Source organism: Proteus sp. PR00224 (genome assembly GCF_016238105.1).
Taxonomy (GTDB): Bacteria; Pseudomonadota; Gammaproteobacteria; order Enterobacterales; family Enterobacteriaceae; genus Proteus.
On the sequence record NZ_JAEHQU010000008.1, the window covers coordinates 52,932 to 78,994 of the forward strand.

Annotated in this window: 22 protein-coding genes; 10 read left to right on the forward strand and 12 right to left on the reverse strand. The window is 37.1% G+C overall.

Features of this window, described 5'->3' with window-relative positions:
* The first annotated feature begins 117 nt into the window (after positions 1-117).
* On the forward strand, positions 118-948 hold the full coding sequence (gene fdhD / locus JEP71_RS13750) for a formate dehydrogenase accessory sulfurtransferase FdhD (protein WP_198620284.1): 831 nt from the start codon (positions 118-120) through the stop codon (positions 946-948).
* Between the two features lie 71 nt (positions 949-1,019).
* Here fdhD and JEP71_RS13755 read toward each other — a convergent pair whose 3' ends face one another.
* A complete protein-coding gene (locus JEP71_RS13755) occupies positions 1,020-1,883 on the reverse strand; it encodes an ATP-grasp fold amidoligase family protein (RefSeq protein ID WP_198620285.1) in 864 nt (287 codons plus the stop codon).
* Positions 1,884-2,138: 255 nt separating this feature from the next.
* Positions 2,139-2,675 carry a UmoA family flagellar biogenesis regulator gene (gene umoA / locus JEP71_RS13760; RefSeq protein ID WP_109373348.1) on the reverse strand — a complete coding sequence of 179 codons (537 nt, stop codon included), beginning with the start codon at positions 2,673-2,675 and terminating at the stop codon, positions 2,139-2,141.
* A 225-nt stretch (positions 2,676-2,900) separates the two neighbouring features.
* On the opposite strand from umoA, the gene JEP71_RS13765 reads away from it, so the two are divergent.
* The 5 genes from JEP71_RS13765 (at position 2,901) to JEP71_RS13785 (ending at position 10,463) form a co-directional block, all read left to right on the forward strand.
* Positions 2,901-3,788: a LysR family transcriptional regulator gene (locus tag JEP71_RS13765; RefSeq protein WP_198620286.1), complete on the forward strand. Its 888-nt coding sequence runs from the start codon at positions 2,901-2,903 to the stop codon at positions 3,786-3,788.
* Positions 3,789-4,210: 422 nt separating this feature from the next.
* On the forward strand, positions 4,211-5,011 hold the full coding sequence (locus JEP71_RS13770; protein WP_198626393.1) for a Slam-dependent surface lipoprotein: 801 nt from the start codon (positions 4,211-4,213) through the stop codon (positions 5,009-5,011).
* A 185-nt stretch (positions 5,012-5,196) separates the two neighbouring features.
* A complete protein-coding gene (locus JEP71_RS13775; protein WP_232797630.1) occupies positions 5,197-6,561 on the forward strand; it encodes a surface lipoprotein assembly modifier in 1,365 nt (454 codons plus the stop codon).
* A gap of 41 nt (positions 6,562-6,602) precedes the next feature.
* Positions 6,603-9,653, forward strand: coding sequence for a TonB-dependent receptor domain-containing protein (locus JEP71_RS13780; protein ID WP_198620288.1), 3,051 nt, complete (start codon positions 6,603-6,605; stop codon positions 9,651-9,653).
* Positions 9,654-9,680: 27 nt separating this feature from the next.
* Positions 9,681-10,463 carry an energy transducer TonB gene (locus JEP71_RS13785; RefSeq protein WP_198626394.1) on the forward strand — a complete coding sequence of 261 codons (783 nt, stop codon included), beginning with the start codon at positions 9,681-9,683 and terminating at the stop codon, positions 10,461-10,463.
* Between the two features lie 60 nt (positions 10,464-10,523).
* Here the strand turns inward: JEP71_RS13785 and JEP71_RS13790 are convergent, their stop codons facing one another.
* The 10 genes from JEP71_RS13790 to rpmH all read right to left on the reverse strand — a co-directional run bounded on the left by JEP71_RS13790 (position 10,524) and on the right by rpmH (position 19,238).
* Entirely contained in the window at positions 10,524-12,485 is a 1,962-nt protein-coding gene (locus tag JEP71_RS13790; RefSeq protein ID WP_198626395.1) for a hypothetical protein, read from the reverse strand.
* Positions 12,486-12,507: 22 nt separating this feature from the next.
* Positions 12,508-13,437, reverse strand: a complete 930-nt coding sequence (locus JEP71_RS13795; protein ID WP_109373354.1) for a metallophosphoesterase — start codon at positions 13,435-13,437, stop codon at positions 12,508-12,510.
* Between the two features lie 307 nt (positions 13,438-13,744).
* A complete protein-coding gene (locus JEP71_RS13800; protein ID WP_109373355.1) occupies positions 13,745-14,206 on the reverse strand; it encodes a DUF1097 domain-containing protein in 462 nt (153 codons plus the stop codon).
* 259 nt (positions 14,207-14,465) lie between these two features.
* Positions 14,466-14,861 carry an acetyltransferase gene (locus tag JEP71_RS13805; RefSeq protein WP_198626396.1) on the reverse strand — a complete coding sequence of 132 codons (396 nt, stop codon included), beginning with the start codon at positions 14,859-14,861 and terminating at the stop codon, positions 14,466-14,468.
* A gap of 134 nt (positions 14,862-14,995) precedes the next feature.
* A complete protein-coding gene (locus JEP71_RS13810) occupies positions 14,996-15,175 on the reverse strand; it encodes a hypothetical protein (RefSeq protein WP_198626397.1) in 180 nt (59 codons plus the stop codon).
* A gap of 180 nt (positions 15,176-15,355) precedes the next feature.
* On the reverse strand, positions 15,356-16,720 hold the full coding sequence (gene mnmE / locus JEP71_RS13815; protein ID WP_196533655.1) for a tRNA uridine-5-carboxymethylaminomethyl(34) synthesis GTPase MnmE: 1,365 nt from the start codon (positions 16,718-16,720) through the stop codon (positions 15,356-15,358).
* A gap of 130 nt (positions 16,721-16,850) precedes the next feature.
* Entirely contained in the window at positions 16,851-18,491 is a 1,641-nt protein-coding gene (gene yidC, locus JEP71_RS13820) for a membrane protein insertase YidC (protein ID WP_023583364.1), read from the reverse strand.
* Between the two features lie 2 nt (positions 18,492-18,493).
* Positions 18,494-18,754 (reverse strand): membrane protein insertion efficiency factor YidD, encoded by a 261-nt coding sequence (gene yidD / locus JEP71_RS13825; RefSeq protein ID WP_072070482.1) that lies wholly within the window; start codon positions 18,752-18,754, stop codon positions 18,494-18,496.
* Positions 18,718-19,077 carry a ribonuclease P protein component gene (gene rnpA, locus JEP71_RS13830; RefSeq protein ID WP_071788569.1) on the reverse strand — a complete coding sequence of 120 codons (360 nt, stop codon included), beginning with the start codon at positions 19,075-19,077 and terminating at the stop codon, positions 18,718-18,720. Before rnpA ends, yidD begins: the two co-directional genes overlap by 37 nt.
* Positions 19,078-19,094: 17 nt before the next feature.
* The gene (gene rpmH, locus JEP71_RS13835; RefSeq protein ID WP_004246509.1) at positions 19,095-19,238 is read right to left on the reverse strand and encodes a 50S ribosomal protein L34; all 144 of its coding nucleotides are present in this window, start codon (positions 19,236-19,238) and stop codon (positions 19,095-19,097) included.
* Positions 19,239-19,977: 739 nt separating this feature from the next.
* Between rpmH and dnaA the strand changes: the two genes are divergently transcribed.
* Genes dnaA through gyrB form a run of 4 tightly spaced genes read left to right on the forward strand, consistent with a single transcriptional unit; the run spans position 19,978 to position 26,021 of the window.
* Positions 19,978-21,378 carry a chromosomal replication initiator protein DnaA gene (gene dnaA, locus JEP71_RS13840; protein WP_100157783.1) on the forward strand — a complete coding sequence of 467 codons (1,401 nt, stop codon included), beginning with the start codon at positions 19,978-19,980 and terminating at the stop codon, positions 21,376-21,378.
* A 4-nt stretch (positions 21,379-21,382) separates the two neighbouring features.
* A complete protein-coding gene (gene dnaN, locus JEP71_RS13845) occupies positions 21,383-22,486 on the forward strand; it encodes a DNA polymerase III subunit beta (protein WP_198620294.1) in 1,104 nt (367 codons plus the stop codon).
* Between the two features lie 11 nt (positions 22,487-22,497).
* A complete protein-coding gene (recF, locus tag JEP71_RS13850) occupies positions 22,498-23,586 on the forward strand; it encodes a DNA replication/repair protein RecF (protein WP_109373358.1) in 1,089 nt (362 codons plus the stop codon).
* A 20-nt stretch (positions 23,587-23,606) separates the two neighbouring features.
* Positions 23,607-26,021 (forward strand): DNA topoisomerase (ATP-hydrolyzing) subunit B, encoded by a 2,415-nt coding sequence (gene gyrB, locus JEP71_RS13855; RefSeq protein ID WP_198620296.1) that lies wholly within the window; start codon positions 23,607-23,609, stop codon positions 26,019-26,021.
* Positions 26,022-26,063 lie beyond the last annotated feature (42 nt).

Below are 26,063 nucleotides of genomic sequence, written 5' to 3' on the forward strand. Positions count from 1 at the left end.
TGATTGTTTTTTTATTCCTATTATCCTTAATAGGATCAGGTTCATTGCCTGATAGGTAGTGTAAAATCGTTTTACCCGTATTGTTATTATGTATTAATAAATTTAGGAATTCATCTTATGGATGAAACAAAATCGACAAAATTGTTAACTAAACGTGTGATCATTGGCGTAGATCAAACAATTGTGCAACACAAAGGATCGCTTAGCATACAAGAAGACGATTATATTGCACTCGAAGTTCCTGTTGCATTAGTGTACAACGGAATCTCTCACGTTGTTATGATGGCAAGCCCTAAAAATTTAGAGTTGTTCGCTGTCGGATTTTCTTTATCCGAGGGCATTATAGAGTCTTCTAATGAAATTCGCAGTATTGAAATTGTGGAAAGTTGTAACGGAGGCATTGAAGTTCAAGTTGAATTATCAAGCCGACGCTTTATGGGATTAAAAGAGCGGCGCCGCAATATGACAGGACGTACTGGCTGTGGTATTTGTGGAACTGAACAGCTAGAAGAGATTTTCCGACCTATCGCACCGTTACCTTTTACACAAACGTTCTCACTTTCAAATCTTGATAAAGCCTTAGAGCAGATGACAACCGTTCAAGAAATCGGTGAGCTAACGGGTTGTACACATGCTGCTGTTTGGTTGTCGCCAGAAGGTGAAATGCAAGGAGGATGTGAAGATGTCGGGCGTCATGTCGCACTTGATAAGCTTTTAGGTATGAAAGCACAAGAAAAGTGGCATGAAGGCGCGGTATTGGTCTCAAGCCGAGCAAGCTATGAAATGGTACAAAAAGCGGCTATGTGTGGTGCAGAAATTTTATTTGCTGTTTCTGCTGCGACCTCTTTGGCGGTTGACGTTGCTAATAAATATAATGTTACGCTGGTGGGGTTTTGCCGTCGCGGAAGAGCTACGGTCTTTACTCATCCACAACGACTGACTGACTAAATAAAATGAAAAATTTAAAAACAGGTGTAATCTTTTTATGTAACGATTGGCACCTGTTTAATTTTTCTTTTTTATGGCCACAATGCCCCTAACTTGTAATCCCACTCTTTAGGTTTGATGGGGATACGTCCTGCATTTGGGGTAAAGGTCATTTCACTAAAGATAAGCCTATTCTCAGACATTAAAAAATCAACTCGACAATAATTAAAGTCATTTGCCATTTTAGCGGCTAATTGCAACATATTTTTAAATTGAATTGGTTTTTCAACAAGTTCTGGTGTGTTGGGATCTTCTAATGTGATGGGTTGTAACTGCCAATTTGTATCATATACATTTATATACTCATTCCCTTTGGTATCAGAAAGATCAATTTCAGCATAATGAGGCTGACCATTAAAACAGTGAAGACGACAAGTCGTTGGTATCATTGGATTTTGTGTGTCAAATAAATCAATATATTCTTCACAGATGATTTGAGCTTTGATATTTTTATAATGCCATTCACGCGTGACGGGATAGAGATTACGTTTTAAATGAAATTGAAGCTTTTTCTTTGCTTTTTCAAAATCAAACGTTGCTTTATCAAGGCAGATAATTGTACTACCACTATCATGATTACATTTGAGTACAAAACGTGAAGGAAGTTGAGTGATATCGATTTCATCAGGATGAGAATAGGTGTTAATGATAGGAACCAGATAGTGTGGGCCAATCTTTTCTATTACATAATCTCTGACTTTGATTTTATCTGCTAAGCGCGTATAAATTGGGTTTCTATCAAATAACATACGTGCATTGATTTTTTCATTAAGTGACGTTGGTTTTTTAAAGTTTGGTTGATAGCCTAAGTTACGAATAAACTTATTCTTTAAATACACTCGATCAGGTAATGCGATAGTTCGAAACTGTTTGAAGTAGTATTCTATGATTTTCATAAGCTAATGATTATTTTAAATAGATAAGTGAAATAAAAACTAATTTTTCTGTGAGTTAAACTTCTATCTAAAGAAATAATTAAATTAAATAGAAATTAAGAGAATAATGTCAGTTATTGATATGCTTATATTTTTTATTTATATAAAATTAGAAAGTATTAACGTGGGTTAATATTCAAAATACTTATTTTAATAAAAGGAAAAATGACGACATTAAGAGAGAGTTAATAAAAAGGAATATTGATTAAGAATATATTAATTTGATGACCATTTAGTTATATGAATTGGTTTATCCCAATTATTAAAGCGTAATCCTTTGCCGGTTCTATTTCCGTGAGCATCTAATATCTCATAGTACTCTTCAACGATTTGGCTACGACCACGTTGCCATTCATTGGTTGTTGCAAAAGGATCAATTAAATAGATATCACCGACAACAGTATATAACTCACCTAAATAGCGAACTTTTTTTGTACTACTATTTGAATAGTGAGAAAACATAATTTGGTAGGTTTTATAGTGTTCAGGCTGACCATAAGGGCCATATTTCATTGCAATATAACGGATACCTTGAGGATCAGAATGGCTTGCACCACCTGGAACAGGCATATCTGGCGTGATATTAAAAAGAGTATATCGAGAGGTTGCGGTCGGTTGTCTTAATGCTTGTCGATAACTTTGCGTATCAAGCCTAGAAGATCCCCATGTTCTATCCACCAGTCCATCTCCTGAATAACAAGAGAACGATAATCCTAATAATGAAAGAATTATAAATAGGGACTTAGCAGACATAAATACTCCTTGATTGCCATTATGATGCCAAAAAATAAGGTATTTGTTCCGTGAAACAGAGATGTATAACCCTGTTATTTCTAGCTGTTATCTTGTTTCATTCCAAAAGGTTATCAAAAGTAAAGAATAAGTGCTTATCAATGCATTTTTTGGTTATTAATTTTATTTATTTATTTTATGTTAGAATAATAATAAAGGAAAATAATGTAGGATTAATGATTAATCATGGATACACGTTTATTGAACGCATTTGTTGTTTTAGCGGAAACAGAACATTTTGGTGAAGCCTCATTAAAGCTTTGTATTAGCCAGCCGGCACTCACTAAACAAATAAAAACGCTGGAATCTCAATTAGGTATCACTCTTTTTCAACGTGGACGTCATGGTGCAAAATTAACGCCTGAAGGTCAGTATTTACTGAATCAATCTCAATCAGTTTTGAGAGAAGCTCGAGTTCTAGAAAAACAGGCTCGTCAATTAAGTGAACCCCAAAAAGCAGAACTTTATGCAGGATTGGGTTTATCCTCATTAAATTTTATTACACCAGTATTGGCAAAATTTAATCACGCTCACCCTGATATTACCGTCCATATTGATGATATGCCTTCTAACAAAATGGAAGATAAGTTGCTTTTAGGTGAGCTTGATCTTGCATTTTCACGCTTACCCGTTACAGCGCCATTAAAAGGTATTTCATTAGTACAAGAGCGATTGATGTTAGCAATCCCCACGCAAACTATTCGGGTGTTAGAGGTTGATGATGATCCATTACACTACTTTAATACGCTTGGGCTTATTCAGTTGGTGCCTGAAAAAGGAAAAAAACTGCATCAACAAATCGATGATTTTTTGCAGCATCATCAAATCAAACCCCGTGTATTACAGCAATCGCAAGATATTCAAACGCAGTTAGCGTTAGTTGCTGCTGGATTAGGAATGGCATTGGTGCCTAAAAATGCAGAACTTATTTGTGACAAGCAAAAAGTCACTTTATTGCCGCTATCGGGTTTGTATACACAATGGAAAATAGGTGTTATTTGGAATAATAATATTCAGAATAAAGATCGTGATATTTTTATAAAAATAATTTCTGAGGAAATAAATAAAATATAATGAATAAAAAAAGGTTTTAATTTTAATTATGATTATATTTTCAATATATAACTTATAATAAAGCTAAGATACCTAATAAATATTAATTAGTTTTAAAAGAAATAAAGATAAATAATTGCGAGTTTGTTCACAAAAATAAACATGGAATATTTGTTGTTTTTTTATGTGTTTAAATAAAAAATTAAGTTAAATCATTTAATTAATTTAATTCTCCTCATATAAGTAGGGTTAATTAAAATCTTTTTAATTAAAATGTGTTATTTACAATAAAAGCGATTTATTTAATATTACCTACGCCAGAAACAGCAAGCTTTATATTCGAAAGTGAAGCTGTAAAGATAAAATATGAATATCTCTGTAAGTGGCTACTTGTTATTTATAATAAGTAGCCACACCCTCAAACAAATAATATGGAAATTATTATGAAAAAACGTAATGAATTAGTATGCGCATTATTTATATTAATGGGCACTCATGCTGTACAAGCAGAAATCCATTCTAATCAAAGCGGGCCTTTAACGACGATGGAAGTGGGGGCAAGTGATCCTATCCAACGTGGTGATCATCAAATGCCTGGTGGTGCACCAGGTGTTGGTATTAGTACCGTCGGAGGTGGAAAAAAAATTGGTTTTGCTTCGCTAACATCGCCAAGAATGAGTGGTGGAGCGGATACTCATGGTGTTTATACTATTCAACCTAATGCTAATTCTCCCTCAAGTCACAGTAATATGGGCGTTTTTCATTTTGCTAAAATCACGGATGCTAATGTCTATTTTGGTGACTGGGCAAAAACAACATCAGCAACGGATGCGACACATCAAACCTATTATGTCGGTAAAGATGTGACAACCACATTACCGACAGATAGTGCGACTTATACGGTAACAGGTATGAGTCAATACACTGGTAGTAACCTACTTTCAGGTACGTTTGATGTTGATTTTTCACAAAAGAAAATCGAAGGTTCATTAGCGAATAGCCAACGCACAGTTGAGTTAGAAGGTGGAAATCTTTATACCGCAAATAACCAAGTAACGTTTTCTGCAGATGCGAAAGAAGGCACAACATCAGGGGTTGTTGAAGGTGCTTTCTTTGGTGAAAGCGCAGAAGTGTTAGCGGGTATTGTGGTGTTTAGTTCGGATCACACAAAAGATATCGGTTTTGGTGGTACGAAAAATAGCAGTGAAAGTGAAGAAACAACAGCAAGCACGGATGCTTCTTAATTTTTTCAAAAATAATATTATAAATTTGTTTGGTAATACAATCGGTTAATTCTTTTAAAAGTGGTATTAGTGGTCATTAAGCTAAATGTTAGCAACAGATAATCTGGTATAGGGTTATCTGTTTTTTTTTATCAAAAATAAACCAATCTTAAGGAATAGGTTGGTTTTTATTATAAGGATATACCATGAATGATTATCGACCTTTAATCAGACGGTTATTGGCTTTACTGCTTATTTTATTATCATTGAATAGTATGGCGATAGAAAATAATGATAAATTATTGCGTGATCAATTTAATAAAAGAAGTGTCGCGGAAATTGGTCAGCAACTTTATCACTATTTGCAACAACAGCAGTGGCAAAAAGCAGAAAAATTACTGTTTTATTATCAACAGCTACCTCAATATGAAGTCTTACTTGTCAATTATGCAAAGGCGTTACTGGCACAAAATAGAGGCGATTTTTTAAACGCTGAATTTTATTATCAGCAGCAACTTAAACAAAAAGCCGATTTTATCCCAGCTCAAACAGGGTTAATTCAGCTTTATTTTCATTTGCGAGAATATAAAAAAGCACAATTACAACTTAATCAACTGAGCAATATGGTTGATTTACCTAAAGATATTATCCAATCTATTGAGTTTTATAGGGTTAAGTTAGCCTCTTATTTTCAAGGCCAACGTTTCTATCAACTTAGCTTCTTTTATGATGATAATATTAACCATGCACCTGATTTACCTGAGAAAATCGTCTCGCATTCCACTCAAAGAAAAATAACACTAAGAGGTGCCAAACCCATTGCATCAACAGGTCTTACTCATTACTTTTCTTTTTATCAGCCTTTTATCATTTATTCTCACCATACTTTTTCTTCTTATAATTATGTACGATATATAGATTATCACTCTCATCGTAGCGCTAATTTTTTTGCATTATATACACAACTGGGTTATCGCTACCAAAAGCCTCAATATCAATGGTTAATGACACCTTATTACGAAATAAAAAAATCACAAGCTCAATATGAATATCAAGCATGGGGAAGTGAAACACAATTTTTTTATTTTATTAATAAAAAGCAAACTATTAATTTATCTTTTGATTATAAAATAAAGAAATATCAAATAGCGTTAAATAATTTAAATAGTCAGCGACTTAGTTATAGTGCTAATCATAACTATTATTTAAATAATAGAGTTCATTTAGTTAATCAATTAAATTATCAATTAGGTCGTAAAAAAAACACTTTATTAAATTATCAGCTGTATGGTATAAAAATAGGTGTTTATTATCCATTGTTAGAAGATTGGCATATATCTCTTTTTTTACAGTATCAATTTAAACACTTTAATAACTATAACCCTTTATTAAAAAAGAGAAGAAAAGATAATAGCTTTGTTTTTACAACCAATATTAAAAATAAATCACCCTTTATTTTAGGGTTTTATCCCGCAATAGAATTACGTTATACCCGAAGATTAAGCAATGTGGATTGGTTATATCAGTATCAGCAACATGAAGTGTTATTTAAATTAGAAAAACAATTTTAATTAAATAAGTTACTTCCTTTATCAATTGAATAGGTAAAACAATGCATATAATGCTTTTTAGAAAGCGGAAAATTGTTTCAATCTTCGTTTCTCTCTCGCTATTTTCCCCGTGTTTTTATCTGCAAGCCAAAGAAGATAAAACCGATCTTGGTCATATTCAGATTTCAGATAATAAAGAAAAAGATAAACAAGGGTATGCTCAAGTTTATGAAAAAGATGTCTCTAATGTTTATTTAGGCAAAGAACTATTAGAGCGTTATCAAGGGGTATCGCCAGCGGACTTACTAAAAAGCGCAATTGGAGTTTATAGTGGTGAAGCGCGTAATGGTGGGGCGCTTGATCCAAATATTCGCGGTATTCAAGGGCAAGGGCGAATTCCTGTTACTGTTGATGGGACAGAGCAAGCGATTACCGTTTATCGTGGTTATAGTGGTGCCTCTAATCGTAACTATATTGATTCTAATTTGATTAGTAGTATCTATATTGAAAAAGGCCCTTCATTAACCCCAGATATGAAAACAGGGATTGGTGGCGGTATAGCCATAAAAACCTTAGATATTCGTGATATTGTGCCTATCGGTGACTCTTTTGGTATTAATTTTAAAGGAGATATTAGTAATAACGCTACACGGTATAAAGAAGTTTATACAAATATGATTGAAGATTATCGCTATTATCCGAAATTCTATCAGCAAAATGCTTACATTATTGATCCTGCCTTAGAAATCACCCCTCAAAAAAGTAAAATACAAAACTTTCAAGATTATTCATTTCGTCTTGGGGTAGGTTTTGAAGAAGAAAAATTTAATTTATTATTTGCTTATGCATTACGAGAAAAAGGAAATTACTTTGCAGGAAAGAGAAATGCTAGAAATTATAGTGAAACAGATAAGGATTTACTTGAATCAGTTCATGTAAAAGATGGGGGAAGAAACTTTGAGCCTTATTTGCCTTTTATTGCTCATATTTATCGCCCAAATAATGAAGTACCGAACACTTCCAATCGCAGTCGCTCTATTTTAGTTAAGGGAACATTATTTCCTGAATCAATGCACCGTTTTTCCATTAATTACCGATACACAGATTTACTGTTTGGCGATATTATGCCATCACGTTTAAGTTGGGTTCGCTATGATAAAAATTTGGTAAATCAATGGCCGTTAGGAAATATTACACAACAAGCAGGAGTATTAACTTATCAATATAAACCAGAAGATAAACAAGCAGATTTATTATTAAGATTGTGGGGAAATTTAACCACAGGACATACCAATACTCGTGGTGGTAAGCCAAGAGAGCCAAAAAAAGTTGATTCGTTTGCTAATAGAAATACCGAATGGGAACTCAGTTATGATACTGGATTTATTGATACTTCTTCTCTGTATCAAGAAAATAACCGTTACGGTATTGATTTATCTTCGATATTTAAATTATCACCCCAATTTTCCATTTCATTCTCCAGTCATTATCAATTTGAAAAATTAGATAGTGATGAATTAGACTTACCTGCAGGTTTTGATTTTGTTACCTCAGGGCGTGGCGGGCAACGTCATGAAATTAATTTAGCCCTTTCCACAGATTGGAAACCGCTTTCTTGGTTAGCCATTACTGCTGGCGGCAAATATCACTATTATCACTTAACAGATACTTTTTTAAATAATAAGCGGAAAAATAAAGTAAAGGGTTATGAGAGAACGCCTTCTGTTAGAGGATATATCGTAAGATATAACAGAACATTGACACAGGAAGAGTGTTATTTAATTGGTGCTCTATGTGGAATTACGGAAAAACAATTACCAGAAAAATATAAAAGAATAATGGGAAATTCTGAACTTAGAGAAAAAAGAAGGGGAGTACAAGAATATAAATTAACTCATCCAGACTATGAAGAATTACCTGATAATATAAAAAAAGAAATTAATCGTATAATAAAAACTTCAAAACAAGTACATTTTGAAAATAAAGAATATCTCCGAGATGAAAATGAAAATATTGTGGTTAACTCTACTACAATGATCCCAATGAAAACAGAGTTATTATATTGGGGGTTTGATGAAAATGGAGAGTTATTAAAAAGTAATAATATTTTGTTAAACGGTTATCTTAATATGGATGAAAAAGTAGTTCACCCAATTACAGGTAAATGGGTTAATAAATATGAAATGGGTGTGACAAAGCCAATCCCTATTTATCTTGATGATGATAAAGATAATTTTGCACCGGAGCCTAGCTATCAGCATGGGGCATTTTCACCTCTAGTTTCTGCGACGGTGTATGCCAACGAGATATTACGTTTTTATGGGCGTTATACTGAGCAACTGCGATTACCTAATTTATTTGAAGACACCAGTGGTTTTTCAGGGTCAAAAGCCCGTTATTACGGCTTTAAATTAAAACCAGAACGAGCCAAAAGTACAGAGTTTGGTGTTGTGTTTGATTTGACCGATTGGCTTAATATAGAGCGCCATGCTGATATTAAAATAAATTATTTTTATACCAATATTGAAAATGTGTTTGATAGAGATGCTAATTGGCAAATTAGGCAATTTGAAAAGCAAAAATTAGAAGGGTTGGAAGTTCAAGCACGTTTTGATAACGGTTTTATTTTTATGGATACTGCTCTTGTGTACAGTCATAAAAATAAGGTGTGCGATAAAAATGCCTTTAGTAACTATGATCCTTCTGGGTTATTAGGGATTAAAGAGTGTATGACGGGTGGTTATCCTGGAGGTTTTTTACGTACTTCTATTCAACCTAAATATTCAGTTAATTTACATTTAGGGACTCGTTGGCTAGATAATAAATTAGAAGTTGGAAGCCGTTGGCTCTATTCATCAGAAGTAGAAAATAAAGATGAAAAATGGCTAAAAGAAAAGTTACCAAGAGACATGTACGGTCAAAATAATAACCCGATGCGTTGGGCAAAAGTTTTTACCGTTGATGCCTATATTAACTATCAATATAGTCCTAATTTATCTTTTGAAATAACGGGCAGTAATTTATTAAACGAATATTACATTGATCCATTAACGCGATCAGGTATGCCTGCACCAGGAAGAACGTTCCGATTCGGTGTGACTGCACAATTTTAATTAAAAGAGAGTAAGGAGCTTTTATTTATGTTGGCACTTTCTGTCAGGCATCCGTTTAATATTTATTATTGGCTAATAGGGATATCGTTAGTTTATATCGCCATATTAAGTTGGGTGTTACGTTCACTTTCTATGACAGAAAGTGCGCACCATATTCATCAGCAACAAGAAAATACATTATCTGTCTATCAAGTGGTATTTTCACCACCTCAACAATCGACAGTCGTGCCGGAGCCTTTAGTGGAAACGGAACCTCAAGAAACGCCCATTGTTTTACCCAGTGCAGAAAAAGGAGAGTTTGTTGAAGCACCAAAGAAAATACCTGAAAAACCTATACCCATAAAACCAATCACACCAGTGAAAAAGCCTGTGGTACAAAAAAAAGTAGAGCCAATAAAACAGCGTGATTTAGAAAACCAAATAGCACAAACGACATCTGAATCATCGGCAGAAAGCTTAACGCAACATACTGCAAGCTCGTTAGCAGGAAGAAGTCACGCATTAAGCGAGAAAGGGATAGGGCAAGGTGAATCTGACAATCACTATATTAGTTCACTGCGTCGAGAAATAGAGCGCCATAAACGTTATCCCTCACAAGCGCGTCGCATGCAACATGAAGGTCAGGTAGTGGTGAGTTTTTCACTAACATCAGAAGGTGCGGTTTCAAGGGTTGAGATAGAAAGTACTTCAGGTATTTCTTCTCTTGATAATGCGGCCATTGCGGCGGTTAAACGCGTAAAACCCATTGGCCCTAAACCCGAAGGCCTATTGAACCCTTTAATTGTTGCATTAGATTTTCAATTAAATTAATGAGCTAACGAAAACACCTAAGCGTGATTTTGACTTAGGTGTTTTTATTAGAATTGATGGCTAAAACAGCACAGTAATATCCGCTAATACCGTATCAGGTTTAGAAAAGTGTAAATAAAAATAAAGATTGGATTCGTTTTCACGTATGAATAAATAGTCTAATTCAAGCTGATAAGTACGAAAATAGGCTTTGCTATTTGTTACTGGATGATTAAGTAGAGGCGTTATTTTATAAACGACATTGTCCTGATTTAGGCCAAGTGAAAATGTATTTGAAGCAATTAAGGTACCGTTAATGGCATTACCTGTTCTCACTGAAACTGAAAGTGACTGTTCACTTTCAGCTGCGCACTGTAATAACACCTTCATTTTTTGTGAATTATCTGTTTTTCCAATAGTTTCTTCTGAAGGCAAGCAAAAATAGGCTTCTTGATTTAACAAAATACAATTTTTACCTACCAGCATATCACTATACCCATACTGAGCTTTACTTAGTTGCGTATCAAACCCATGATTTAAATCCAGTTCGTAACTTTTTTGTGGTATTGGTAAGTGGTTTTTAGTTTCTAGCGTAAGAGATGCATAACCGTCATAAAAACGGAATATAGGTGCCGATTCTGTTAGCCAAGCACCAGAATCATCATGGCATTGTTTGCCATTATGTCGGCTTAAATAAAGGTTTACGCCATTAAAACAGTAACCAGGAATATTGAGATAAGACTTGTTCTCGCGACCGCCTTGACCAATGGTAAAACTATTATTGTTTACGTCATCAAGTACCATATAGTGTAATGCGCCCCAAGGGGTGTCAGAAATATAACGTACAGAAGGTAAAATTTGATTGGGTGATAAATATGACTTACTGCTATCTGGCGTAAAAAAGGTTTCTGTTTTTAATACATCACGGCTATCACCGGTTACACCATAACAGCCTTCATATTGAGAACTATCTGCTATTTTTTCAATACTTAAGTAGTTGTGTTTAATACGAATAACGGCATCAATATGAGAATAGGTTTCGATACTCTGTAACATTGATGTTCGGTGTAATATATCTTTGCCTATATCAAAATAAGCTTTGTAATAGCTGATTTTAGGATCATGGCTATAATCGTTTCCATATAGCTCTAAGCTATTCCAACGAGAAAAAGGAGTGTTAAATTCGATTTCAAAACTCTTTTTTATCCAAGTCTGATAAAAAGATAATCCTGATATATAAATACCAGATAAAAAGGTATTACTTTTATTGTAATCATCTTTAAATACACCAGAGGTTTGCTGATAAATTGTAGTGTGAATAGCACTATTAAATTTATCTATACTTTCTCTTAATGTTTTTAGATTGCTTTTAAAGTAATTATCACTTAACTCGAGTTTATCTTTATTGGTGAGAATATCGTAGTGTGCCGCAACAAAAAGGGCGCAACAGTGACAATAAAAAGGTAAGCCTGCTGATTGCGCTAAATTTAATACTAAGGGTTGTTGAGAAACAATAGTAGTAATGACATCATCAAAACGGTTGAGTACTTGTTCCCGTAAATCTTGTTTTTGTTGAGCCGAATAACGCATTGTGGGATCAAGATAACGAGCAAGTGAATCAGAAAATAACTGATAAACGTCAGATATTCCCTCTGTGGTAAGTTTGATTATCTTAACGTTATTATCAGCGATTTTAGCGTCAATAATACGAGAGACATGTTCGATAATTTGATTAGCTAACGAACTATCTTTCATATTTTTATTCATCAAACCAAAGAGCGCAGAGGTGATTTTTGATAATGCACCACCGACAACAGGGATTAAGCCAATAATATGCCCGATGACGGTTTGCCCTACAATCATGGGGGCATTTAAAGGATCTTGCTCATTGAATTTATCTACAATGGTGGGTAAGACATTACTGTTGCGGTTAATCATATCCAACATACCTTCTTGGAGTTCTTGGTAGTCGATACAGATTAATGGCTGTGTTGCGGGTAGTGATGAAGGACTAATGGCGACTTTTAATGGGTTTAAATACATAACAAACACTCCTTGTTTAAAATTAGTTCCATTGTTCGATTAATTGAGGTTGTCCTGATAGTCCGTTATAAACAGCAATAGAGAGTTGTGAGCCATTAACTCCAACAGATAAGTAATCCCCTTTAAATAAAGCGCCACTGTTATAAACGGGAACATCACCAAATATTTCACTACCACCATAACGGTTATCTTGCCCAACATAATGCGTATGGCCGACGAACACCGCTTTCACGCCATAATGCTCAAGCATATATTTAAAGAATGAGAGTTCTTCTTGTGAGGAGTTTTCAGGAAAATGTTGGTGACCATCATGAAAGTTTAAAATAATAGTTTTATTGCGATTCCGTGCTTGGATTAAATCTTTTTCTAACCAATCAATAGAGTCTGTCACATTAATGGTCGATGCTGCCCAGTGGTCGAGTACGACATGATAAGTGGGATAATTTTGTAATTGGACAAAATGAATATCACCATATTCCCACGAATACGCTTTACTGCCTGAATATTCGCTACTGTCATATCTAAAATTACCTGAAGTCGAATAACCACGGTATTCTTCAATACGATAATGCATATCAAATACCATGCCTCGCGCACAAGCATTCATACTTAAATCAGAATTACTGGGTTCAGAGCAATCACCCACGTTATTTTGATAATCGTGATTACCAAGACCAACATAAGTAATAAACCCTAAGGGGGAAGGGGCAAAAAAAGAGCGAAAACTTTCACGTTGATAACGGCGACCAAACTCTGTCAAATCACCATTAATAATGCCAAAAACAAAAGATTTTTCATGGTGTAATAATTGAATACTATCCCTTACTTTTTTTATCGTTGATTCCCAACGAGATTGATCATCATTAGGATCATTATTATCTAAGTCTAGCCTCCAAGGCTGAGGATCTGACATCACGATAATATTGTAGTTTGTTGATTGTGTTGCACTCATAATTAATTTCCTTTTAAATGTGTTTTTCTCCCTTTATTTTTTGACGGAAATTTAAAATAAGCACAATATTAAATATTGTTAGTTAATTATAATTTTAATAACAAATGTCTTTATTTTTATCATTTTAAATGGCCAATATATGATTTTTTAAATATAAATTATCTTCTAATTAAATTAATTTAAAATATCAATATTAGCGCTTATGGATATACCTTAGATTGATTTTAGATAATGTCTTTTGAGGAGATAAAAAAGCGGCTTTAGCATGACTAAACACCGCTTTTAGATTTGCGTTAGCATAAATAAATTACGCTGTTTTCGGCCATTTATTGGCAACCCAAAGCCCACTCATTTTCATCGAATAACCAAATAAAACACCAACGATTAATGAAGGGATAGTTTGAGCTAAATCCCCTTGTGCTGCAAATATTGTACATGCCCCAATAAATGTACCGGGGATATAAGCAAGTAATGCACTTTTAGCTTGAATACACATCACAAAGGCAATAACACCTGTTACTGCATACCCAAAAATAGATATATCACTAAAGACTTGGCTACCATAAATAATCGCCAATGCCCAAATTACGCCACTCATAATGGTAGCCATAGTAACGGCTAATCCTTTAATACCCTCTTTAGGATAAGCAAAATAGGCGGTACAACCTAAAAAGCCAGCCCAGCTTAATAAGTCAAATTGATTAGCAACAAATGCCCAAATGGCAGAAAGAATGCCTGTTGTCAGTGCAGTAAAGTAAAGCGTTCTCACGATAGACTCTTAAATAAAAGGGGGATATTTACCCAGTTAACTAAAAACGAAGTTTAGCATTATCATTAGTTGATTTACTATATTTAGATCATTAAAAAGCATAATTAAGATGCGTATTTATGCGATATTTAAAATCTATTTATATTAGAAAAAATAAAGAAGAGAAAGTAAACGTTTGCGTTGTTGATACACTAAAAAAAGTGTGAGAATAAATATTTTTTAGTTAGCTTAATAGTATTTATTAATATTCAAGTAACTATTATTTTTCAATAATATGAATATACAGTGTTCGAAGAGTGGAGGGTGAGTTGTTTTCTATTTCGATTAAGGTGAAACCATGATATTTATAAAGTTGAAGTAGCCTTTCATTATTTTCACATTCTAATATGATAATTCTACCACCAATAAGTTTTTGAGCTTCTGATAATACAGCATAAATTTCTTGTAAGATAAGTGCTAACGAAATAGGGTTATCAACTATTAATGTATTTTTTCCTATCTGCCCAATAAGAAAAGCTTTAACTTTTTCTGCAGTTCTAGAAATACCATCAAGTTGCTGTCTCTTTGTTTTACTTATTTTAACGTTATCAAGTATAAGCTCTTTAAAGGATAGAGAAAAATAAGCAAGAATTTCACCACTATCATTTAAAATCAAATAAGTTCTCGCATTATTGGTTTTCTCAAATCTAATTGCTTTAGTTGGAGAGATTAAAAACTTTTCAACATCGCTATTTAATTTATTAGAAAAACTGCGTAAAAGCTTAATTGTTGCTTCTTCACCAAACTCTTTTAGCAGTTCTCTAAGTTGGACAATCGTTGTTTTAATAGCGCAATCCCTTGTTTATTTTCTGCTTTGTAATTCCGTTTAACTATTTTTACATGGCGTGGGTAGCTTAAATCATGTTGGATAAAATCAATAGATTGCTTATCTTTAACAATAAAGCTTTTACTAAAAGAAGTAGTAGCCATAGGTATCTCCTATCGGTTTTCCTGTTTGAAAATATAGCAATATAGAGGGGTAGAAACAACTATTTTTGTTTAAAAAACGAACTACGAAAATAAATAAGAATATCACTTAGTTGTTTTTAAAGAGCCTATAGCGTGTGGTTAATTTTCTATTTACACGCCATAGGTAGTGGAAATGAGGCTTTACTTCCCAATACAGAAACTAGAGAAAATACGGCCTAATAAGTCATCAGAGGTAAATTCACCAGTGATTTCACTTAACGCTTGTTGAGCTAGTCTTAACTCTTCTGCCAATAATTCACCTGATTTTGCATAAACCAATTGTTCGTGACCTTGCTGTAAGTGCTCTGCGGCGGTATTTAAGGCTTGTAAGTGGCGACGACGCGCTAAGAAACCACCTTCAGTATTACTATTAAAACCCATAGCTTCTTTTAGGTGATCGCGCAGCAATTCAATACCCATTCCATCGCGTGCGGATAAGCGGATCATCGGGTAATTACCTTGAGCCGTGATCTCAACATTCTCACCCGTTAAGTCTGATTTATTACGAATAACAGTAACAGGCAAGGTATTTGGTAAACGAGCCATAAATTCAGGCCAGATATCTTCAGGGGTTGTTGCATCAGTTGTGGTGCTATCAACCATAAATAACACTCTGTCTGCTTGCTCAATCTCTTTCCAAGCACGCTCAATACCAATACGTTCAACTTCATCACTGGCTTCACGTAAACCCGCTGTATCGATAATATGCAAAGGCATACCATCGATATGAATATGTTCACGCAATACATCACGCGTTGTACCAGCAATATCCGTAACAATCGCCGCGTCTCTGCCTGCTAATGCATTCAATAAGCTTGATTTACCCGCATTAGGGCGACCCGCGATAACTACTTTCATCCCTTCACGCAGTAAGCTGCCTTGGCGTGCTTGAGCCCGAACATCATCTAATTCTGCAATAACAGCGTTAAGTTTTCCTTCAATGATACCGTCAGAAAGAAAATCAATTTCTTCATCAGGGAAATCAATGGCCGCTTCAACATAGATGCGTAAGTGAGTTAATGACTCTACCATCTCGTTAATATGAGAGGAGAATGCACCTTGTAATGAATTAATCGCTGAACGTGCCGCTTGTTCTGAGCTGGCATCTATTAAGTCAGCAATGGCTTCGGCTTGTGCTAAGTCGAGTTTGTCGTTTAAGAATGCGCGTTCAGAAAATTCACCAGGATTGGCAATCCGCACACCAGGAATTTGTAAGATACGTTTTAGTAATAAATCCAGAATAACGGGGCCGCCATGACCTTGTAGTTCTAGAACATCTTCGCCTGTAAATGAGTGCGGATTTGGGAAGAAAAGAGCGATACCCTGATCAAGCACGGAGTTATCATCATTGCGAAATGGCAGATAATCGGCATAACGAGGTTTAGGTAATTTACCTAAGACAGTTTGTGCCACAAGTGCTGCTTTAGGGCCAGAAACGCGTAGGATACCAACACCGCCTCTTCCCGGAGGTGTGGCCTGAGCGACGATAGTATCAGTGCTATGCATGGTGTACTCGCTTAATCAGAATAATCATATCAATATAAAAAACAGAAGGCGGTCATTGTAGACCGCCTTCGCTATTTTATGTCACTTTCCTTTGAATGTAACCAAGGAAGAGGTTTTTCCTCATGTGACCTTATTTTTTGTCTCTGCTGTGTAAGCCACGTTTTTCCAGACCGCGGTAAATTAACTGCTGCTGGATAATGGTCACTAAGTTACTGACGATATAGTACAGAACCAGACCTGATGGGAACCACAGGAAGAATACAGTAAACACAACCGGCATAAAGGTCATGATTTTTTGTTGCATCGGATCAGTCACTGCTGTAGGAGACAGTTTCTGAATGATGAACATTGTCACACCCATTAATAATGGCAGGATGTAGTACGGATCTTGCGCAGATAAGTCTTGGATCCATAACATAAATGGCGCATGACGTAATTCAACAGAGCCCATCAGCATGTAATACAACGCAAGGAAGATTGGCATCTGGATAATTAGTGGTAAACAACCACCCAGAGGATTCACTTTCTCTTGTTTGTATAACGCCATCATTTCTTGGCTCATACGTTGTTTGTCATCACCAATACGTTCACGCAGTGCAGCCAGTTTTGGTTGCAGTAAACGCATTTTCGCCATGGAGGTGTACTGCGCTTTAGTCAGCGGGTACATGATACCACGAACGATAAAGGTGATCATGATGATGGAGAAGCCCCAGTTACCGATAAAGCTGTGAAGGAATTTCAGCAGTTTAAACAGTGGCTGAGAGATAAACCATAACCAACCGTAGTCTACAGATAGGTCTAAATGTGGCGCAATGGCTGACATTTCTGATTGAATTTCAGGACCGACCCATAATGTTGAGCTGATATCAGCACTGCTATTTGGTGCAATTGTCACTGGTGCTGATTTATAACCAATCAGAGCAATAGATTTGTTTTCTAAAGTGATTGAGTAGAAGCTATTGTTCTGACTCTCTTTAGAAGGAACCCATGCTGTTGCAAAGTATTGTTGTAACATTGCAACCCAACCATTGTTGGTGGTTATAGATAAGTTTTTATCTTCGATATCACCAAAGCTGTATTTTTTATAGTTGGTTTCATCTGATGAGTATGCCGCACCACGATAAGTGTGTAGCGCAAAGTTGCTGCTACCTGTATCACGGCTTTCTGGCAATTTAACAGATTGTTTTAACTGACCGTAGAAGTTCATGGTCAATGTTTTATCTGTTGTATTCTCAATTTTGTAATCAATACCGATATCGTACTGACCTTTCTTCAGAATGAAGGTTTTGACGAATTTTACGCCTTCTTCATTTACGAAAGTCATAGGTACGCGTAATTCATCTTGATTTTCACCAAGTACGAATTCGTTTTTATCAGCACTATAAACTGGGCGAGATTTCTGATCTGGACCATCTGGGCCGATTAAGCCACTTTGAGCCTGATACAGGAATTGTGGTGTAGTTTCCAGTAAACGGAAAGGTGTTGTCGAATTAAGCTCGGCGGGATAGGCTAACAAATCAGCCTCATCGATAGTACCGCCCTGAGTATTGATGCGAAGATCAAGTACGTCAGTTTTTACGGTAATCAATTTTGCCTGCTCATTGCTGTTACCAGTTACAGCAAGACTATCACTGCTTGGCACGTCCGCTTGTTGCGAGACCTGTGCGGTAGTGGTGGTGTTTTGTGAAACTTTATCACCCTCCCACTGCTGCCAGATCAGGAAAGAAACGAACAGCAAAGCGATGAATAGAAGATTGCGTTGCGAATCCATCGTTAATTTTCTCTGTTATCGTCGTTTTTTCTAGGTGGGACAGGATCATCACCACCTTCGTGTAAAGGGTGGCATTTTAATATGCGTTTCACTGTTAACCAACTACCTTTTATCATTCCAAACCTGCGCAATGCCTCAATTCCGTAATGAGAGCACGTAGGATTAAAACGACAACGAGGCCCCAACAGAGGACTAATCCCCAGTTGATAGCCCCTAATCAGCAAGATCAGGACTTTTGAGCCAAGCGACAATGACGACGCCATAATTTACCCAACACTTCCGTCAATTGATGGTTATCAAGTTCAGCAACCCCTTTTCTTACTAATAGCACAAAATCCATCGGCGGTAATTCATGCTGATGTAAACGAAAGTATTCACGGGCTAATCGTTTAATACGATTGCGCTCATGAGCACGTTTAACGTTTTTCTTTGCGATTGTTAGACCGATGCGGGGATGCCCCAGCTCATTCTGGCGACCCAAAATAGTAACTTCTGGAGAACTCGCACGTTGTGGCTGCTGGAAAACAAAATTGAAATGCTTGGGAGTTAACAAACGTAACTCCCTTGGAAAAGCGAGCTTAACCACGGAATGGTTAGCTTTTATTATTTCGAAGAAACGGTCAGACGAGCGCGGCCTTTCGCACGACGGCGAGCCAGAACCTGACGACCATTTTTAGTGGCCATACGAGCGCGGAAGCCGTGGTTACGGTTGCGCTTCAGTACAGACGGTTGAAAAGTGCGTTTCATGGCGATTTCTACCTACTTAATATAATTACTGATTCAGCAAATGCGTTGACAGACAGGCGTGCAATAAATAAACAAACCAGTACTTCAATCGCAGCATCAATGATGGAAAGATGCGGGATTGTAATAAAATCACTCAAATGCGTCAATGAAGATGACGCTTTAAGTACCGATTTTTGTCGTCTTTTTTAGCAAACCCGATAATCAATCCTGACTTATGCGCAACGAGTACGCTTATTAGCGACCTAAAAAAGTCTTAATAAGTGACTTTGTTGGTACAAGCACGCAGGGTGCAAGATTATACGGACTCACGGTGAAAGCGCAAGGATCTTTAGCGGATCAAATGAGAGATATTTGATCACTTACTATAAGAAAGAGATATTTATGCAAAGAGAAAGTTATCCCCAATTGCTATTTGTAGGACGACTCAAGTACACTAGAACGCCTTTGCATATTTCATTTGGTGAATTATCACAAATCGGCAAGCCTGTGGATAAAAACCATAAAAACTGTGCAAAAGAAAGAGGATCTTCGTTTCATTTTGCGATATGATCCCCCGTCACGATCAGAATAGCCAGTCTGCGATCGTGAGTCACGATGTAAAAAAATCGTTGTCACCAAGAGTTGTTCCTTATTAAGAATTGAAGAGGAACGGTGTTGTGCACTTTGTATTTAGGCGCACAGTGTTTAACTGCATTTTTCCTGTTTATTTTTTAGTCTTGTTTTTTTAGGGGAGTTCGCCGTGTCACTTTCGCTTTGGCAGCATTGTCTTGCCCGATTGCAGGATGAGTTACCTGCCACTGAATTTAGTATGTGGATACGTCCCTTGCAGGCAGAACTAAGCGATAATACGCTGGCGCTGTATGCACCTAATCGTTTTGTCTTAGATTGGGTGAGAGAAAAATACATTAATAATATCAACGCATTATTAGTGGATTTTTGTGGCTCTGAAGTCCCTTCTTTACGTTTTGAAGTGGGTAATAAACCCGCATCTGCACGTACTACAGAAAGTATTCCTAAAGCTGTTGTACATCCGACAGTGAATACCGCTCCAACACATAGTCAGCCTGTTCGTCCTAGTTGGGATAATCAACCGGCATCTCAGCTGCCTGAACTCAATTATCGTTCTAACGTTAACCCTAAACATAAGTTTGATAACTTCGTTGAAGGTAAGTCAAACCAGTTAGCAAGAGCAGCGGCAAGACAAGTTGCTGATAACCCAGGTGGAGCTTATAACCCACTCTTTTTATATGGTGGAACAGGGCTTGGTAAAACGCACTTGTTACACGCCGTGGGTAACAGCATTATGGAACGCAAAGCGAATGCAAAAGTCGTGTATATGCATTCTGAACGATTCGTACAAGATATGGTAAAAGCATTACAAAATAATGCGATAGAAGACTTTAAACGCTATTACCGTTCTGTGGATGCACTATTAATTGATGACATTCAATTTTTCGCCAATAAAGAGCGTTCACAAGAAGAATTTTTTCATACCTTTAACGCATTGTTAGAGGGAAATCAGCAAATTATTTTAACGTCAGACCGTTATCCTAAAGAGATAAATGGTGTTGAAGACAGATTAAAATCGCGCTTTGGTTGGGGATTAACGGTTGCTATTGAGCCACCTGAACTTGAAACCCGAGTGGCGATTTTGATGAAAAAAGCGGATGAAAACCAAATTCAGTTACCTGACGAAGTGGCCTTTTTTATTGCTAAAAGACTTCGTTCTAACGTCCGTGAGCTTGAAGGTGCATTAAACCGAGTAATTGCTAACGCAAACTTTACAGGTCGTGCGATTACTATCGACTTTGTACGTGAAGCATTACGTGATCTGCTCGCTTTGCAGGAAAAATTAGTCACTATCGATAATATTCAAAAAACGGTTGCTGAATATTATAAAATTAAAGTCGCTGATTTACTGTCAAAGCGGAGATCCCGATCGGTTGCCCGTCCGAGGCAAATGGCAATGGCGCTGGCGAAGGAATTAACAAACCACAGCTTGCCTGAAATCGGGGATGCCTTTGGTGGTCGTGATCATACAACAGTCCTTCATGCATGCCGAAAAATAGAGCAATTGCGTGAAGAAAGTCATGACATCAAAGAAGATTTTTCTAACTTAATCAGAACATTATCATCCTAGCGCTATGAAATTTATCATTGAACGTGAACAGCTTCTTAAGCCGCTACAACAAGTAAGTGGCCCTTTAGGTGGTCGTCCAACATTACCTATTTTAGGTAACCTATTGCTTAAGGTCACTGAAAATACCTTATCGCTAACGGGGACTGACCTTGAAATGGAGATGGTGGCAAGAGTTAATCTTAGCCAATCTCATGAAATTGGCGCCACAACTGTTCCTGCGCGTAAGTTTTTTGATATTTGGCGTGGGCTACCAGAAGGTGCTGAAATTAGTGTTGAGCTCGATGGTGATCGCCTATTAGTGCGTTCAGGTCGTAGTCGTTTCTCCTTATCAACATTACCTGCATCTGATTTTCCTAATTTAGATGATTGGCAAAGTGAGGTTGAATTTACTTTGCCTCAAGCAACATTAAAACGTCTGATTGAGGCCACTCAATTTTCAATGGCGCATCAAGATGTGCGTTATTACCTCAACGGCATGTTGTTTGAAACTGAAAATACAGAGTTACGCACAGTTGCAACAGATGGACACCGTTTAGCGGTATGTTCAATGGATATTGGGCAATCTTTACCAGGACATTCTGTTATTGTTCCTCGTAAAGGTGTTATTGAATTGATGCGTTTACTTGATGGTGGTGGTGAAAGCTCACTGCAATTGCAAATCGGTAGTAATAATATACGTGCTCATGTGGGGGATTTTATTTTCACCTCGAAGTTGGTTGATGGTCGTTTCCCTGACTATCGTCGTGTATTACCGAAAAATCCAACGAAAACAGTGACTGCGGGTTGTGATATTCTTAAACAGGCATTTTCTCGTGCTGCAATTTTATCCAATGAGAAATTCCGTGGTGTGCGTATAAACCTCACCAACGGTCAATTGAAAATTACAGCTAATAACCCTGAGCAAGAAGAAGCAGAAGAGATTGTTGATGTTCAATATCAAGGTGAAGAAATGGAAATTGGCTTTAATGTCAGTTATCTCCTTGATGTACTTAATACATTGAAATGTGAAGAAGTTAAACTTCTACTAACAGATGCTGTTTCAAGTGTTCAAGTAGAGAATGTGGCAAGTTCTGCGGCTGCTTATGTTGTTATGCCAATGCGTTTATAATAGTCACTAACATGATTTTATCCCGTTTATTGATCCGTCATTTTAGAAATATTGAACAGGCGGATCTGCCATTAGCGGATGGCTTTAATTTCCTTGTTGGACCTAACGGGAGTGGTAAAACAAGTATACTTGAAGCGATTTACACGTTAGGCCACGGACGCGCATTTCGTAGTTCTCAAGCTAATCGCGTGATCCAGCATGATGAAAATGAATTTATTCTTCATGGGCGCTTAAGTGGGCTAAATGAAGAGAGCCGTGGCTATGCGATTGGATTAAGTAAAGATCGCGAAGGCAATAGTACAGTGCGTATTGATGGCAGCGATGGTCATAAAATTGCAGAATTAGCAAAATTGTTACCTATGCAATTAATAACACCTGAAGGCTTTACACTTCTGAATGGTGGGCCTAAATATCGTCGCGCTTTTATTGATTGGGGTTGTTTCCATAATGAACCTCGATTTTTTGCTGCATGGTCAGATTTAAAACGTGTATTAAAACAACGTAATGCAGCACTGAGGCAAGCAACGTCTTATCGACAACTGATGCCTTGGGATAAAGAGCTTATCTTATTAACAGAACAGATAAGTGAATGGCGAGCTCAATATACCGAAGATATCGCTAAAGATATTGAAGAAACGTGTCGTCTGTTTTTACCTGAATTTTCGTTGAAAGTGAGCTTCCAACGGGGATGGGATAAAGAAACTGATTATGGTGAGTTGCTAGCACGTCAATTTGAACGTGATAAAATGTTAGCGTATACCTCACTTGGTGCTCATAAGGCGGATTTACGTATTAGAGCAAACGGCACGCCAGTAGAAGATATGTTGTCACGAGGCCAGCTCAAGTTGTTGATGTGTGCTTTGAGGCTGGCACAAGGTGAATATTTCACTCGTAAGAATGGGCAAAGATGCCTGTATCTGCTCGATGATTTTGCTTCCGAATTAGATGCGAGTCGGCGTCAGTTATTAGCCGAGCGTCTAAAGTCTACGCAAGCTCAAGTGTTTGTCAGTGCGATAACACAAGGGCAAGTGAAAGATATGCTAGATGTAAATAGCAGGCTATTTAGCGTAGAACGTGGCAAAATAGAGGTTAAACCATAGGAATAAAGCGAGAAACGTTGATGTCGAATACATATGACTCCTCAAGTATCAAAGTATTAAAAGGGCTGGATGCGGTGCGTAAGCGCCCGGGGATGTATATCGGGGATACAGATGATGGAACCGGTCTGCATCACATGGTCTTCGAGGTGGTCGACAACGCAATCGACGAAGCCCTCGCGGGTTTTTGTGATGAGATAATTGTCACTATCCATTCAGATAACTCCGTCTCTGTTCGAGATGATGGTCGTGGAATTCCAACCGGCATTCACCCAGAAGAGGGTGTCTCAGCAGCAGAGGTTATTATGACCGTTCTGCATGCGGGGGGTAAATTCGATGATAACTCCTATAAAGTCTCTGGTGGACTTCATGGTGTAGGGGTTTCTGTTGTTAATGCGTTGTCTGAAAAACTTGAACTGACAATCCATCGTGATGGAAATATCCATCAACAAATTTATCGTCATGGTGTGCCTGATGATCGCTTAAAAGTGATTGGCGATACTGAAAAATCAGGGACATTTGTACGCTTCTGGCCAAGTCTTGAAACCTTTAAAGGTGAGACTGAATTCCAGTATGAGATCCTAGCAAAACGTCTTCGTGAGTTGTCATTCTTAAACTCAGGCGTTTCTATCCGTTTAATTGATAAACGTGATAACCGAGAAGATCATTTCCACTATGAAGGCGGTATTAAAGCATTCGTTGAATACTTAAGCCGTAACAAAACGCCTATTCATCAAAACGTATTCTATTTCTCAACAGAAAAAGACAATATTGGTGTTGAAGTGGCAATGTTGTGGAATGACGGTTTCCAAGAGAACGTTTATTGCTTTACCAACAATATTCCACAACGTGATGGTGGTACTCACTTAGTTGGTTTCCGTACTGCAATGACACGTACGTTAAACAACTATATGGATAAAGAAGGTTTTAATAAGAAATCGAAAATCAGTGCAACGGGTGATGACGCTCGTGAAGGCTTGATTGCGGTTATCTCTGTTAAAGTCCCAGATCCTAAATTCTCATCACAAACAAAAGATAAACTGGTTTCTTCAGAAGTGAAAACAGCGGTAGAAACGCTGATGAATGAGAAGCTGGTGGAATATCTGTTAGAAAATCCAAATGACGCGAAAATCGTTGTTGGTAAAATCATTGATGCTGCTCGTGCGCGTGAAGCTGCACGTAAAGCGCGTGAAATGACACGTCGTAAAGGCGCATTAGATTTAGGTGGCTTACCAGGTAAATTAGCGGACTGTTCTGAACGTGATCCTGCTTTCTCTGAACTGTATTTAGTGGAAGGGGACTCTGCGGGTGGATCTGCAAAACAAGGGCGTAACCGTAAAACACAGGCTATTCTTCCGTTAAAAGGTAAAATCCTAAACGTTGAGAAAGCACGCTTTGATAAAATGCTGGCTTCTCAAGAAGTTGCAACGTTAATCACTGCATTAGGTTGTGGTATCGGTCGTGATGAATATAACCCAGATAAACTGCGTTATCACAGCATTATCATCATGACGGATGCGGACGTCGATGGTTCTCACATTCGTACTCTGTTACTGACCTTCTTCTATCGTCAAATGCCAGAAATTATCGAACGTGGTCATATCTTTATTGCTCAGCCACCTCTTTACAAAGTGAAGAAAGGTAAACAAGAGCAATACATCAAAGATGATGACGCAATGGACGAGTATCTGATGTCGATCGCTCTTGATGGCGCAGCACTTTATGTGAGTGAACACGCACCCGCAATGCACGGTGAGCAACTTGAAAAATTGGTTGTTGATTACCATGCAGCGCATAAGATTATTCGTCGTATGGAGCGTATCTATCCACTTAGCATGTTAAGCAGCTTGGTGTATCACTCAACGCTGACAGAAGATGCGTTATCTGATAAAGCCAAAGTTGAAGAGTGGATGAGTGGCTTGGTTAACCGCTTAAACGAAGCCGAAGATCAAGGCAGCACTTATAGCTACACCATCGCTCAAAATGATGAAAATCGTCTGTTCGAACCTGTATTACGTATTCGTACTTATGGTGTGGATACAGACTACAAATTGGATTATGACTTTATCCACAGTAGCGAATATCAACGCATTACGCATTTAGGTGACATTATCGGTAACCTAATTGAAGAGGGTGCGTTTATTGAGCGTGGTGAGCGTCGTCAGCCAATTTCAAGCTTTGAAGAAGCACTTGAGTGGTTAACAAAAGAATCACGTCGTGGTCTTGCTGTACAGCGTTATAAAGGTCTTGGTGAAATGAACCCAGAGCAATTATGGGAAACCACCATGAATCCAGATACACGTCGTATGATGCAAGTCACCGTGAAAGATGCGATCGCAACTGATGAATTATTTACCACCTTAATGGGTGATGCAGTTGAACCTCGTCGTGCCTTTATCGAAGAGAATGCGCTGAAAGCGGCAAATATTGATATCTAGTTTTATTCTAAACTAGATAAAAAAAGCGGAGCTGTGAAAACG